Genomic DNA, 15192 nt, shown 5'->3' on the forward strand with positions numbered 1-15192 from the left:
GAACAGAGGAGTCAATTTTCACCCTCTATGATCCCGGACGGAATGAGTCCACACTTATTCCATCGAAAACATCTGGGGTGAACACAATGATCTACTTACGCAAAGCAAACGACCGCGGTCATGCGAATCATGGCTGGCTTGACTCCTGGCATACTTTTTCTTTTGCCGATTATTACGATCCGAACTTTATGGGGTTCTCGGCGCTGCGCGTGATTAACGATGACGTGATCGACGCAGGCCAGGGGTTCGGCACGCATCCGCATAAAGACATGGAAATTTTGACCTATGTGCTGGAAGGTGCCGTAGAACACCAGGACAGTATGGGCAATAAAGAACAGGTTCCGGCCGGTGAATTCCAGATTATGAGCGCCGGGACCGGCGTTCGCCACTCCGAGTACAACCCGAGCAAAACGGATCGTCTGCGGCTGTACCAGATCTGGATCATTCCGCAAGAAACCGGCATCACGCCGCGCTACGAACAGCGTCGCTTCGACGCCGCGCAGGGCAAGCAACTGGTGCTTTCGCCAGATGCTCGCGATGGTTCGCTGAAGGTCCACCAGGATATGGAGCTGTACCGCTGGGCGCTGCTCAAAGATGAGCAGTCGGTGCATCAGATTGCCGCTGAGCGCCGCGTCTGGATCCAGGTGGTAAAAGGTAACGTGACCATTAACGGTACCAAAGCGACGACCAGCGACGGCCTGGCGATTTGGGATGAGCAGGCAATCTCGATTCATGCCGACAGCGACAGCGAAGTGTTGCTGTTTGACTTGCCGCCAGTCTAACGTGCTGTAACCTTTTGTAGGCCGGATAAGACGCGAAAGCGTTGCCATCCGGCTTTTCATCGTTTGTCATTAATTCCGCACGTCCGTGGTAAACTGGGCAAATCTATCCCTTTTATACCTTTCAGGACGATGAAAAAGAAAAGACCCGTACTTCAGGATGTGGCCGACCGTGTGGGCGTGACCAAAATGACGGTCAGCCGTTTTTTGCGTAATCCGGAGCAGGTCTCCGTCGCGCTGCGGGGTAAAATTGCGGCTGCGCTTGATGAGCTCGGGTACATTCCTAATCGCGCGCCTGACATTCTTTCCAACGCCACCAGCCGCGCCATTGGCGTTCTGCTGCCGTCTTTAACCAACCAGGTCTTTGCGGAAGTGTTACGCGGCATTGAGGCTGTCACCGACGCGCATGGTTATCAAACCATGCTGGCGCACTACGGCTATAAACCGGAGATGGAGCAGGAGCGCCTGGAATCGATGCTCTCCTGGAATATCGACGGCCTGATCCTCACTGAGCGTACCCATACGCCGCGCACCTTAAAAATGATCGAAGTCGCCGGGATTCCGGTGGTGGAACTGATGGACAGCCAGTCGCCGTGTCTCGATATTGCCGTTGGTTTTGACAACTTTGAGGCCGCCCGTCAGATGACCGCCGCGATTATCGCGCGTGGTCATCGTCATATCGCCTATCTGGGGGCGCGCCTCGACGAACGTACTATCATCAAGCAGAAGGGCTATGAACAGGCGATGCGGGACGCAGGACTGGTTCCTTACAGTGTGATGATGGAGCAATCTTCATCCTACTCTTCCGGTATCGAACTCATGCGCCAGGCGCGACGCGAATACCCACAGCTTGACGGTATTTTTTGCACCAACGATGACCTGGCGGTGGGGGCGGCCTTCGAATGCCAGCGCCTGGGACTAAAAATCCCGGACGACATGGCGATCGCCGGGTTCCACGGTCATGATATCGGTCAGGTGATGGAACCGCGTCTGGCAAGCGTCCTGACGCCGCGCGAGCGAATGGGCAGCATTGGCGCGGAACGCCTGTTGGCTCGCATTCGCGGCGAAACGGTCACGCCAAAAATGTTAGATTTAGGTTTCACCTTGTCACCGGGCGGATCTATTTAGTCTGACAACTTTGAAGTAGCTCACACTTATTCACTTTTGGCACGAATGGTCATTGCGTCGTGAATGGTGCGGTTGGACAATGTTACCGATAACAGTTACCCGTAACAAATTTTGCAACTTGTAGAGTGGGGGCCCGCTTTGAGCACGACTAATCATGATCACCACGTTTACGTTCTGATGGGCGTATCAGGCAGCGGTAAATCCGCTGTCGCAAGCGCCGTGGCGCATCAGCTTCATGCCGCGTTTCTGGACGGCGATTTTCTGCATCCGCGCTGCAATATTGAAAAAATGGCTTCCGGCGAGCCGTTGAATGATGATGACCGCAAACCGTGGTTACAGGCGCTGAACGACGCCGCTTTCGCGATGCAGCGTACCAATAAAATCTCGCTGATCGTCTGTTCCGCACTGAAAAAACATTATCGTGACCTGCTGCGCGAGGGAAACCCGAACCTCTCCTTTATCTACCTGAAAGGTGATTTCGACGTCATTGAAAGCCGTCTGAAAGCGCGCAAAGGTCATTTCTTCAAAACCCAGATGCTGGTGACGCAGTTTGAAACGCTGCAAGAGCCGGGTGCCGACGAACGCGATGTTCTGGTGGTGGATATCGACCAGCCGCTGGAAGACGTCGTGGCGAGCACCATTGAGGTCATCAATAAAGGCAGTACGCTGTGAGTACATTAACACTGGTTTTAACCGCCGTCGGTTCCGTCTTACTGCTGCTGTTTTTGGTGATGAAGGCGCGTATGCACGCCTTCGTCGCGTTAATGGTCGTCTCGATGGGCGCGGGGCTTTTTTCAGGGATGCCGCTTGATAAAATCGCCGCGACCATGGAAAAAGGGATGGGCGGCACGCTGGGATTCCTGGCGATTGTGGTCGCGCTGGGGGCGATGTTCGGCAAGATTCTGCATGAAACCGGCGCGGTCGATCAGATAGCCGTCAAGATGCTTAAATCCTTTGGTCATAACCGCGCGCACTATGCGATTGGCCTGGCCGGGCTGATTTGCGCGCTTCCGCTGTTCTTTGAAGTGGCGATTGTGCTGCTGATAAGCGTGGCGTTCTCTATGGCGCGTCATACCGGCACAAACCTGGTGAAGCTGGTCATTCCGCTGTTTGCGGGCGTGGCGGCAGCCGCGGCGTTTTTGTTGCCTGGGCCTGCGCCGATGCTGCTGGCTTCCCAGATGCATGCTGATTTCGGCTGGATGATCCTGATTGGGCTGTGCGCCGCCATTCCTGGCATGATTATCGCCGGGCCGCTGTGGGGGAATTTTATCAGCCGTTACGTTGAGCTGCGTATTCCTGACGACATTACCGAGCCGCATCTGGGTGAAGGTAAAATGCCTTCTTTCGGCTTCAGCCTGTCGCTGATCCTGCTGCCGTTGGTGCTGGTAGGGCTGAAAACGATCGCCGCGCGTTTTGTGCCGGAAGGTTCCACCGCTTACGAATGGTTTGAGTTTATCGGTCACCCCTTCACTGCGATTCTGGTCGCTTGTCTGGTAGCGATTTATGGCCTGGCGATGCGTCAGGGGATGCCGAAAGACAAAGTGATGGAAATCTGCGGCCACGCGCTGCAACCGGCGGGCATTATCCTGCTGGTGATTGGCGCAGGCGGGGTGTTCAAACAGGTACTGGTTGACTCCGGCGTCGGCCCGGCGCTGGGCGAAGCGTTAACCGGTATGGGACTGCCGATTGCCATTACCTGCTTTGTGCTGGCGGCGGCGGTGCGCATCATTCAGGGTTCCGCGACCGTGGCGTGTTTAACCGCGGTCGGTCTGGTGATGCCGGTCATTGGGCAACTGAATTTCTCCGGCGCGCAGATGGCGGCGCTCTCTATCTGTATCGCCGGCGGTTCAATTGTGGTTTCTCATGTTAACGACGCCGGTTTCTGGCTGTTCGGTAAATTTACCGGCGCGACCGAAGCGCAGACGCTGAAGACCTGGACGATGATGGAAACTATCCTCGGCACGGTCGGCGCGATTGTCGGGATGATTGCTTTCCAACTGCTGAGCTGAGTCTTGTTGCCCGGTGGCGCTGTGCTTACCGGGCCTGGAAACGGGCACATATCGACACCGTAAGCCGGGTAAGGCGTAATCGCTACCCGGTTTTTTTATTGAGGTGTGCATGGCAATAGCCCAACGACATTTTGTCTCGCCATGTTTCAGTACGCGCATAAAAGCAGGAAAATTTCTACGCTGATCCATAATTAGGATCAATAAAACAGCGACGGAAATGATTCCCTTCCTAACGCAAATTCCCTGATAATCGCCACTGGACTTTCTGCTTGCGCGGTAAGGCAGGATAAGTCGCATTACTGATGGCTTCGCTATCATTGATTAATTTCACTTGCGACTTTGGCTGCTTTTTGTATGGTGAAGGATGCGCCACAGGATACTGGCGCGCATACACAGCACATCTCTTTGCAGGAAAAAAACGCTATGAAAAATGTTGGTTTTATCGGCTGGCGCGGAATGGTCGGCTCTGTTCTCATGCAACGCATGGTAGAGGAGCGCGATTTCGACGCTATTCGCCCTGTTTTCTTTTCTACCTCCCAGTTTGGACAGGCGGCGCCCACCTTCGGCGACACCTCCACCGGCACGCTACAGGACGCTTTTGATCTGGATGCGCTAAAAGCGCTCGATATCATCGTGACCTGCCAGGGCGGCGATTATACCAACGAAATTTATCCAAAGCTGCGCGAAAGCGGATGGCAGGGTTACTGGATTGACGCGGCTTCTACGCTGCGCATGAAAGATGATGCCATTATTATTCTCGACCCGGTCAACCAGGACGTGATTACCGACGGCCTGAACAATGGCGTGAAGACCTTTGTGGGCGGTAACTGTACCGTTAGCCTGATGTTGATGTCGCTGGGCGGTCTCTTTGCCCATAATCTCGTTGACTGGGTATCCGTCGCGACCTATCAGGCCGCCTCCGGCGGCGGCGCGCGCCATATGCGCGAGCTGTTAACCCAGATGGGTCAGTTGTATGGCCATGTCGCCGATGAACTGGCGACGCCGTCTTCCGCAATTCTTGATATTGAACGCAAAGTTACGGCATTGACCCGCAGCGGCGAGCTGCCGGTTGATAACTTTGGCGTACCGCTGGCGGGAAGCCTGATCCCCTGGATCGACAAACAGCTTGATAACGGCCAGAGCCGCGAAGAGTGGAAAGGCCAGGCGGAAACCAACAAGATTCTCAATACTGCCTCTGTGATTCCGGTTGATGGTTTGTGTGTGCGCGTCGGCGCGCTGCGCTGTCACAGCCAGGCGTTCACCATCAAGCTGAAAAAAGAGGTATCCATTCCAACGGTGGAAGAACTGCTGGCGGCACATAATCCGTGGGCGAAAGTGGTGCCGAACGATCGTGATATCACTATGCGCGAATTAACCCCGGCGGCGGTGACCGGCACGTTGACTACGCCGGTTGGTCGTCTGCGTAAGCTGAACATGGGGCCAGAGTTCTTGTCGGCGTTTACCGTAGGCGACCAGTTGTTATGGGGCGCCGCCGAGCCGCTGCGTCGAATGCTGCGCCAGTTGGCGTAGTGGCTATTGCAGCGCTTATCGGGCCTGCGTGTGGTTCTGTAGGCCGGATAAGGCGCGCTCGCGCCGCCATCCGGCGGGGGAATTTGTGTTAAACCAGGGGTGCATCGTCACCCTTTTTTTTGCGTAATACAGGAGTAAACGCAGATGTTTCATTTTTATCAGGAGTTAAGCAGAGCATTGGCTATTCTTTAAGGGTAGCTTAATCCCACGGGTATTAAGCCTAACCTGAAGGTAGGACGACGCAGATAGGATGCACAGTGTGCTGCGCCGTTCAGGTCAAAGAAGTGTCACTACCTGATGTTGAATTCAGTGAGATGGAGTGACGCCACAAAACAGGATGACAAACCATGTCCAGTCGTATCGATAGAGACGTGATTAATGCGCTAATTGCAGGACATTTTGCGGACCCTTTTTCCGTACTCGGAATGCACCAGACCCAAGCCGGACTAGAAGTCCGCGCCCTATTACCTGACGCCACCGACGTATGGGTGATTGAACCCAAAACCGGACGTAAAGTCGGCAAACTGGAATGTCTCGACGCTCGCGGTTTTTTCTGCGGCGTTTTACCCCGACGTAAAAATTTCTTTCGCTATCAGCTCGCCGTGACCTGGCACGGACAGCAGAACCTCATCGACGATCCTTACCGTTTTGGTCCATTAATACAGGAAATGGATGCCTGGCTATTGTCGGAAGGCACCCACCTGCGTCCTTATGAAACGCTGGGCGCGCACGCCGATACGATGGATGGCGTCACCGGCACCCGTTTCTCCGTCTGGGCGCCTAATGCTCGTCGCGTTTCGGTTGTCGGGCAATTCAACTATTGGGATGGGCGTCGCCACCCGATGCGTCTGCGCAAAGAGAGCGGTATTTGGGAGCTGTTTATCCCCGGCGCGCATAATGGACAACTGTATAAATTCGAGCTGCTTGATGCGAACGGTAATCTGCGCATTAAAGCCGATCCCTATGCTTTTGAGGCACAGATGCGTCCGGAAACGGCGTCGATGATTTGCGGACTGCCGGAGAAAGTGACGCCAAGCGAAGAACGACAAAAAGCCAATCAGTTTGATGCGCCGATCTCGATTTATGAGGTGCATTTAGGTTCATGGCGCCGCCATACGGATAACAATTTCTGGCTGAGCTATCGTGAGCTGGCGGATCAGCTTGTGCCTTACGCCAAATGGATGGGCTTTACGCACCTTGAACTCTTGCCGGTCAACGAACATCCGTTTGACGGCAGTTGGGGCTACCAGCCGACCGGCCTCTACGCGCCGACCCGCCGCTTTGGTACGCGGGACGACTTCCGCTATTTCATCAATGCGGCCCATGCGGCGGGCCTTAACGTCATTCTCGACTGGGTGCCGGGCCATTTCCCGTCCGATGAATTTAGCCTCGCGGAGTTTGACGGCACCCACCTCTATGAGCACAGCGACCCGCGCGAGGGCTATCACCAGGACTGGAATACGCTGATCTACAACTATGGTCGTCGTGAAGTCAGTAATTATCTGGTGGGTAACGCCCTGTACTGGATGGAGCGTTTTGGGATTGATGCGCTGCGTGTCGATGCGGTGGCCTCTATGATCTACCGCGACTACAGCCGCAAAGAGGGCGAGTGGATACCGAACGAGTTCGGCGGTCGTGAAAACCTGGAAGCCATTGAGTTTCTGCGCAATACCAACCGCATTATTGGCGAGCAGGTGCCCGGCGCGGTCAGCATGGCGGAAGAGTCGACAGACTTCTCTGGCGTGACGCGTCCACCGGAAACGGGCGGCCTGGGGTTCTGGTACAAGTGGAACCTGGGCTGGATGCACGACACGCTGGACTACATGAAGCTGGACCCGGTGTACCGCCAGTATCATCACGACAAGCTGACCTTTGGTATGTTGTACAACCATACCGAAAACTTTGTTCTGCCGCTGTCGCACGATGAGGTGGTTCATGGCAAGAAATCCATTCTCGATCGTATGCCGGGCGATGCGTGGCAAAAATTTGCCAACCTGCGCGCCTATTATGGCTGGATGTGGGCCTTCCCCGGCAAGAAACTGCTGTTTATGGGGAATGAGTTTGCCCAGGGACGCGAGTGGAACCATGACGCCAGCCTCGACTGGCACCTGCTGGAGGGGGGCGATAACTGGCACCACGGGGTTCAGCGTCTGGTACGCGATCTCAACCACACCTATCGCCACCATAAAGCGTTGCATGAGCTGGATTTTGATGCTTACGGCTTTGAGTGGCTGGTGGTCGATGACAATGAACGCTCGGTACTGATTTTTGTACGCCGTGATAAAGCCGGTAACGAGATTATCGTCGCCAGCAACTTTACGCCCGTTCCTCGCCACGACTACCGCTTTGGCATCAACCAGCCGGGACGCTGGCGTGAAATTCTCAATACTGATTCGATGCATTATCACGGTAGCAACACCGGCAACGGCGGCGTGGTGCACAGCGATAAGATCGAAAGCCATGGCCGTCAGCACTCTCTTAACCTGACGTTACCGCCGTTGGCGACGATCTGGCTGATGCGGGAGGGGGAATGACGCAGCTTGCGATCGGCGAAGCAACGCCGCATGGCGCAACGTATGACGGTCATGGCGTGAATTTCACGCTCTTTTCCGCTCATGCGGAGCGCGTAGAGCTGTGCGTTTTTGATTCCCGAGGGAATGAGCGTCGCTATGACCTGCCAGGACGTCGCGGCGATGTCTGGCATGGTTATCTGGTAGGCGCCAGGCCAGGTTTGCGCTATGGCTATCGCGTACATGGCCCGTGGCAGCCAGCGCAGGGGCATCGGTTTAATCCGGCGAAGTTACTGCTTGATCCTTATGCGCGCCGGGTCGAGGGCGAACTAAAAGATCATCCGCTGTTGCACGGCGGACACGATGAACCGGACTACCGCGATAACGCGGCGGTGGCGCCGAAAAGCGTGGTAATCAGCGACCATTATGACTGGGAAGATGACGCCGCGCCGCGCACGCCGTGGGGAAAAACGATCATCTATGAAGCGCATGTCAAAGGGCTTACCTACCTGCATCCGGAACTCCCCCAGGAGATACGCGGCACCTATAAAGCGCTCGGTCATCCGGTCATGGTGGCGTACTTCAAACAGCTTGGCATTACGGCGCTGGAACTGTTGCCGGTAGCGCAGTTTGCCAGCGAGCCGCGCCTGCAACGTATGGGGCTGACCAATTATTGGGGTTACAACCCGATGGCGATGTTCGCGCTGCATCCCGCCTGGGCCAGTTCGCCCGAGACGGCGCTGGACGAGTTTCGCGATGCGGTGAAAGCGCTGCATCGCGCGGGGATTGAGGTCATTCTGGACATCGTATTAAACCATAGCGCCGAGCTGGATCTGGACGGTCCAACCTTCTCCCTGCGCGGAATTGATAACCGTAGCTATTATTGGATAAGGGACGATGGCGATTATCACAACTGGACGGGGTGCGGCAACACGCTCAATTTAAGCCATCCCGGCGTGGTGGAATACGCGTGCGAGTGTTTGCGCTATTGGGTGGAAACCTGTCATGTCGATGGTTTTCGTTTTGATTTGGCGTCCGTCATGGGGCGTACGCCGACGTTTCGCCAGGATGCGCCGCTGTTCGCCGCGATTAAAGCGTGTCCTGTGTTATCAACGGTCAAGTTGATTGCTGAACCGTGGGATATTGGCGAGGGCGGCTATCAGGTCGGGAATTTTCCGCCACCGTTTGCCGAGTGGAACGACCATTTTCGCGATGCGGCCCGCCGATTCTGGTTGCCGCGTAACCTGACGACCGGGGAGTTTGCCTGTCGTTTCGCCGCTTCCAGCGATGTGTTTAAACGCAATGGCCGCGCGCCCGGCGCCTCTGTCAATCTGCTCACGGCGCATGACGGTTTTACGCTCCGGGACTGCGTCTGTTTCAATCAGAAACACAATGAGGCGAACGGTGAGGAAAATCGCGACGGCACCAACAGCAATTACAGCGACAATCATGGTAAAGAAGGATTAGGCGGTCCGCTTGATTTAATGGAGCGGCGGCGCGACAGCATTCATGCCCTGCTGGCGACGCTACTGCTCTCTCAGGGAACGCCGATGCTGCTGGCAGGCGATGAACACGGCCATAGCCAGCACGGCAACAATAACGCCTACTGTCAGGATAATGCCTTAACCTGGCTGGACTGGCAGCAGGCAAATCGTGGGTTAACCACGTTTACCGCCGCGCTGATTCGTTTGCGTCAGCAGATACCGGCTTTAACCGGCAATAGCTGGTGGGAAGAAGGCGATGGCAACGTGCGTTGGCTAAATAAAAACGCGCAACCCTTGAGTGCGGATGAGTGGCAAAACGGGCCTAAGCTGATGCAAATTCTGTTGTCGGACCGTTTTCTGATTGCGATAAATGCCACGCTTGAGGTGACAGATATAGTTTTACCCGAAGGGGAATGGCGCGCCGTTCCCCCATTCGCTGGAGAGGATAATCCGGTGATAACGGCGGTCTGGCAGGGACCTGCGCATGGACTGTGTGTGTTCCAGAGAGGATAAAAAAGGAGTTAATCATGGTGAGTTTAGAGAAGAACGATCGTGTAATGTTGGCGCGCCAGCTGCCATTGAAATCTGTTGCCCTAATCCTGGCCGGCGGCCGCGGCACGCGTCTAAAAGATTTAACGAACAAACGCGCCAAACCAGCCGTCCACTTTGGTGGGAAGTTCCGCATCATCGATTTCGCCTTATCTAATTGTCTGAACTCCGGGATTCGCCGTATCGGCGTGATCACTCAGTATCAGTCCCATACGCTGGTGCAGCATATTCAGCGCGGCTGGTCACTGTTTAGCGAAGAGATGAACGAATTTGTCGATCTGCTGCCAGCCCAACAGCGTATGAAGGGCGAAAACTGGTATCGCGGCACGGCAGACGCGGTGACCCAGAACCTGGATATTATTCGTCGCTATAAAGCGGAATATGTCGTCATCCTGGCAGGCGATCATATCTACAAGCAGGACTACTCGCGTATGTTGATCGATCACGTTGAAAAGGGCGCGCGTTGCACGGTGGCCTGTATGCCGGTGCCGATCAAAGAAGCGACGGCGTTCGGCGTGATGGCGGTCGATGAAAGCGACAAGATTATTGATTTTGTCGAAAAACCGGCGAATCCCCCCGCGATGCCTGGTGACGCCAGCAAAGCGCTGGCCAGTATGGGCATTTACGTTTTTGACGCCGATTACCTGTATGAATTGCTGGCGGCAGACGATAAAGATGACGCGTCCAGCCACGATTTCGGTAAAGACATTATCCCCAAAATCACCCGCGAAGGTATGGCTTACGCGCATCCTTTCCCGCTCTCCTGCGTGCAGTCCGATCCACAAGCCGAACCGTACTGGCGCGATGTAGGTACGCTGGAAGCTTACTGGAAGGCGAACCTGGATTTAGCCTCGGTGACGCCGGAGCTGGATATGTATGACCAGAACTGGCCTATCCGTACGCATATGGAATCGCTACCGCCTGCGAAATTCGTGCAGGACCGCTCCGGTAGCCACGGTATGACGCTGAACTCGCTGGTCTCCGGCGGCTGCATTATCTCCGGTTCGGTGGTGGTGCAATCTGTGCTCTTCCCACGGGTGAGAATAAATTCTTTTTGTAATATTGATTCGGCAGTGTTGTTACCTGAGGTTTGGGTAGGACGCTCCTGCCGTTTACGTCGCTGTGTTATTGACCGTGCCTGTATTATCCCGGAAGGCATGGTGATTGGTGAAAATGCGGAAGAGGACGCTCGTCGTTTCTACCGTTCAGAAGAAGGTATTGTACTGGTCACGCGTGAAATGCTGCGCAAACTGCAGGTCAAACAGGAGCGATAATGCAGGTTTTACATGTATGTTCAGAGATGTTCCCCCTGCTGAAGACTGGGGGGCTGGCGGATGTGATAGGCGCGTTGCCTGCGGCACAAATTGCGGATGGTGTTGATGTTCGCGTTCTGCTTCCTGGGTTTCCCGATATCCGTCGGGGGATACCCGATGCGCATGTGGTGAGCCGCCGCGATACTTTCGCAGGTAAGATATCGCTGCTGTTCGGGCATTATAACGGCGTGGGCATTTATCTGATCGACGCGCCGCATCTGTACGAGCGTCCAGGCAGTCCCTATCACGATACGAATTTATATGCCTATACCGATAACGTGCTGCGCTTTGCCCTGTTAGGGTGGGTCGGCTGTGAAATGGCCTGCGGACTTGATCCATTCTGGCGCCCCGACGTGGTGCACGCCCATGACTGGCACGCCGGGCTGGCACCCGCCTATCTGGCGGCGCGCGGGCGGCCGGCGAAATCGGTCTTTACCGTACACAACCTGGCCTATCAAGGCATGTTTTATGCAAAGCATATGGATGATATCGAACTACCGTGGTCATTCTTTAATATGCATGGGCTGGAGTTCAACGGACAACTCTCCTTTTTGAAGGCCGGTTTGTACTATGCCGACCATATTACGGCGGTGAGCCCGACCTATGCGCGTGAAATTACCGAACCGCAGTTTGCTTATGGTATGGAAGGCCTGCTGCGCCAGCGTCATCTGGAAGGGCGCTTGTCCGGCATACTGAACGGCGTGGATGAGAAGATCTGGAACCCGGAATCCGATCTGCTGCTGGCGTCGCGCTACACGCGCGATACCCTGGAAGAGAAGGCGGAAAACAAACGTCAGCTACAAATTGCGATGGGGTTGAAGGTTAACGACAAAGTGCCGCTGTTCGCCGTGGTAAGCCGTCTGACCAACCAGAAAGGTCTGGATCTGGTGCTGGAGGCGTTACCGGGGCTGCTGGAGCAGGGCGGGCAGTTGGCGCTACTCGGCGCGGGCGATCCGGTGCTTCAGGAAGGGTTCCTCGCGGCGGCGGCGGAACACCCAGGGCAGGTTGGCGTACAGATCGGCTATCACGAAGCTTTCTCGCATCGCATTATGGGCGGCGCGGACGTTATTCTGGTGCCCAGTCGTTTCGAACCGTGCGGCTTAACGCAGTTATATGGCTTAAAGTATGGCACGCTGCCTCTGGTGCGGCGTACCGGGGGGTTGGCCGATACGGTCTCCGACAGTTCGCTGGAAAATCTGGCGGACGGTATCGCCAGCGGTTTTGTCTTCGAAGACAGTAACGCCTGGTCGTTGCTACGCGCGATTCGGCGTGCTTTTGTGTTGTGGTCACGGCCTTCGCTTTGGCGGTTTGTACAACGGCAGGCGATGGCGATGGATTTTAGCTGGCAAGTTGCCGCGAAATCATACCGCGAGCTGTACTATCGCTTGAAATAGTCATCCAGGAATCATTTATATGAATGCTCCGTTTACTTATGCATCGCCCACACTCAGCGTTGAGGCGCTTAAGCATTCTATTGCCTATAAGCTGATGTTTACGATTGGTAAAGACCCGGTCATTGCCAATAAACATGAATGGCTGAACGCCACGTTGTTCGCGGTGCGCGATCGTCTGGTGGAGCGCTGGCTGCGTTCTAATCGAGCTCAATTATCGCAGGAAACCCGGCAGGTTTATTACCTGTCGATGGAGTTTTTGATTGGTCGTACCCTCTCTAACGCGCTGCTCTCGCTGGGCATTTATGATGACGTTAAAGGCGCGCTGGAGGCCATGGGCTTAGATCTCGAAGAGCTGATCGATGAAGAGAATGACCCAGGGCTTGGCAACGGCGGCTTAGGACGGCTGGCGGCTTGCTTCCTGGACTCGCTGGCGACGCTAGGATTACCGGGTCGCGGGTATGGCATTCGCTACGATTACGGCATGTTTAAGCAGAATATTGTCGACGGGCGACAAAAAGAATCTCCGGATTACTGGCTGGAATATGGCAACCCGTGGGAGTTCAAGCGCCACAATACGCGCTATAAGGTGCTTTTTGGCGGGCGCATTCAGCAGGAAGGTAAAAAAGCGCGCTGGATTGAGACGGAAGAGATTCTGGCCGTCGCGTATGATCAGATCATCCCCGGTTACGACACCGACGCCACTAACACACTGCGGCTGTGGAATGCGCAGGCCAGTAGTGAAATCAACCTCGGTAAATTCAACCAGGGCGACTACTTTGCGGCGGTGGAAGATAAAAACCACTCTGAGAACGTTTCACGGGTGCTCTATCCGGACGATTCCACCTATTCCGGACGAGAGCTACGCCTGCGCCAGGAGTATTTCCTGGTCTCGGCGACAGTGCAGGATATCCTGCACCGTCATTATCAACTGCATAAAACCTATGAGAATCTGGCGGATAAAATCGCCATTCACCTCAATGATACGCATCCGGTGCTGTCAATTCCGGAGCTGATGCGCCTGCTGATTGATGAACATAAATTTAGCTGGGACGACGCGTTTGAGGTGTGCTGTCAGGTCTTCTCTTACACCAACCATACGTTGATGAGCGAGGCGCTGGAAACCTGGCCCGTCGATATGCTGGGGAAAATTCTGCCCCGTCACCTGCAGATTATCTTCGAGATTAACGACTATTTCCTTAAAACGTTGCAGGAGCAATATCCCAACGATACCAGCCTGCTTGGACGCGCGTCGATTATTGATGAGTCGAACGGTCGCCGGGTACGGATGGCCTGGCTGGCGGTGGTAGTCAGCCATAAAGTCAACGGCGTTTCTGAACTCCATTCCAACCTGATGGTGCAGTCGTTGTTCGCGGATTTTGCGAAGATTTTCCCGACCCGTTTTTGTAACGTCACGAACGGCGTTACGCCGCGCCGCTGGCTGGCGCTGGCAAACCCGCCGCTTTCTGACGTGCTGGATGAGAATATTGGTCGTACCTGGCGTACCGATCTTAGTCAGCTCAGCGAGCTGAAGCAGCATTGTGATTATCCGCTGGTCAATCATGCGGTGCGTCAGGCGAAGCTGGAAAATAAAAAACGGCTGGCGGTAGTGATAGCGCAGCAGCTTAATGTGGTGGTTAACCCGAAGGCGCTGTTTGACGTGCAGATCAAGCGTATTCACGAGTACAAACGTCAGCTGATGAACGTGCTGCATGTCATTACCCGCTATAACCGCATTAAAGAAAATCCGGAGGCCGACTGGGTGCCGCGGGTGAATATTTTTGCCGGTAAGGCGGCTTCCGCCTATTACATGGCAAAACACATTATTCATCTGATCAACGACGTGGCGAAAGTGATTAACAACGATCCGCAGATTGGCGACAAGCTGAAAGTGGTGTTTATCCCGAACTACAGCGTCAGCCTGGCGCAGGTGATCATTCCCGCTGCCGACCTGTCTGAGCAGATTTCGCTGGCAGGGACAGAAGCTTCCGGCACCAGTAATATGAAATTTGCCCTGAACGGCGCGCTCACCATTGGTACGCTGGATGGCGCGAACGTAGAGATGCAGGAGCATGTCGGCGAGGAGAATATCTTTATCTTCGGTAATACTGCAGAAGAGGTGGAAGCGTTGCGCAGGCAGGGTTATAAGCCTCGCGACTATTATGAAAAAGATGAAGAGCTACATCAGGTACTGACGCAGATTGGTAGCGGCGTCTTTAATCCGGAAGAGCCAGGCCGTTACCGCGATCTGGTAGATTCGCTGATTAACTTTGGCGATCACTATCAGGTGCTGGCGGACTACCGCAGCTACGTGGACTGCCAGGATAAGGTGGATGAGTTGTATCGTCGCCCGGAAGAATGGACGACGAAAGCGATGCTCAACATTGCCAATATGGGCTACTTCTCATCGGACAGAACCATCAAAGAGTATGCCGAAAATATCTGGCATATTGATCCGGTGCGGTTGTAGCGGTTTAACGCTTGAGAACGGGGCCAAAC

At 54.9% G+C, this 15192-nt stretch carries 10 protein-coding genes and 1 pseudogene; 10 read left to right on the forward strand and 1 reads right to left on the reverse strand.

What is annotated here, in order from left to right; all coding sequences use genetic code 11:
• Positions 1-86: 86 nt before the first annotated feature.
• The 4 genes from QEN32_RS01550 to gntU all read left to right on the forward strand — a co-directional run bounded on the left by QEN32_RS01550 (position 87) and on the right by gntU (position 3916).
• Complete coding sequence (locus QEN32_RS01550) at positions 87-782, forward strand: pirin family protein (RefSeq protein ID WP_000639789.1); 696 nt, start codon at positions 87-89, stop codon at positions 780-782.
• A 129-nt stretch (positions 783-911) separates the two neighbouring features.
• On the forward strand, positions 912-1907 hold the full coding sequence (gene gntR / locus QEN32_RS01555) for a gluconate operon transcriptional repressor GntR (protein WP_000730239.1): 996 nt from the start codon (positions 912-914) through the stop codon (positions 1905-1907).
• Between the two features lie 138 nt (positions 1908-2045).
• Positions 2046-2579, forward strand: coding sequence for a gluconokinase (gene gntK, locus QEN32_RS01560; RefSeq protein ID WP_000108340.1), 534 nt, complete (start codon positions 2046-2048; stop codon positions 2577-2579).
• On the forward strand, positions 2576-3916 hold the full coding sequence (gene gntU, locus QEN32_RS01565) for a gluconate transporter (RefSeq protein WP_265322209.1): 1341 nt from the start codon (positions 2576-2578) through the stop codon (positions 3914-3916). Before gntK ends, gntU begins: the two co-directional genes overlap by 4 nt.
• Here gntU and QEN32_RS01570 read toward each other — a convergent pair.
• Positions 3839-4213: pseudogene (locus QEN32_RS01570) on the reverse strand (MarC family protein); the annotation flags it as partial. The gene gntU and the pseudogene QEN32_RS01570 sit on opposite strands and share 78 nt — an antisense overlap.
• A gap of 126 nt (positions 4214-4339) precedes the next feature.
• Between QEN32_RS01570 and asd the strand changes: the two are divergent.
• From asd to glgP, 6 genes are all read left to right on the forward strand, one after another.
• Positions 4340-5446, forward strand: coding sequence for an aspartate-semialdehyde dehydrogenase (gene asd, locus QEN32_RS01575; protein WP_000799940.1), 1107 nt, complete (start codon positions 4340-4342; stop codon positions 5444-5446).
• 347 nt (positions 5447-5793) lie between these two features.
• Positions 5794-7980: a 1,4-alpha-glucan branching enzyme gene (gene glgB, locus QEN32_RS01580; protein WP_023216694.1), complete on the forward strand. Its 2187-nt coding sequence runs from the start codon at positions 5794-5796 to the stop codon at positions 7978-7980.
• Positions 7977-9953, forward strand: coding sequence for a glycogen debranching protein GlgX (gene glgX / locus QEN32_RS01585; protein WP_000192501.1), 1977 nt, complete (start codon positions 7977-7979; stop codon positions 9951-9953). Before glgB ends, glgX begins: the two co-directional genes overlap by 4 nt.
• A 14-nt stretch (positions 9954-9967) precedes the next feature.
• The gene (gene glgC, locus QEN32_RS01590; protein ID WP_000253994.1) at positions 9968-11263 is read left to right on the forward strand and encodes a glucose-1-phosphate adenylyltransferase; all 1296 of its coding nucleotides are present in this window, start codon (positions 9968-9970) and stop codon (positions 11261-11263) included.
• The gene (gene glgA / locus QEN32_RS01595) at positions 11263-12696 is read left to right on the forward strand and encodes a glycogen synthase GlgA (RefSeq protein ID WP_001197669.1); all 1434 of its coding nucleotides are present in this window, start codon (positions 11263-11265) and stop codon (positions 12694-12696) included. Before glgC ends, glgA begins: the two co-directional genes overlap by 1 nt.
• A gap of 19 nt (positions 12697-12715) precedes the next feature.
• Positions 12716-15163, forward strand: coding sequence for a glycogen phosphorylase (gene glgP / locus QEN32_RS01600; RefSeq protein WP_000993424.1), 2448 nt, complete (start codon positions 12716-12718; stop codon positions 15161-15163).
• Positions 15164-15192 lie beyond the last annotated feature (29 nt).

Origin of the sequence: Salmonella sp. SA14318, from assembly GCF_029866905.1 — a bacterium.
Classification (GTDB): Bacteria; Pseudomonadota; Gammaproteobacteria; order Enterobacterales; family Enterobacteriaceae; genus Salmonella; species Salmonella enterica.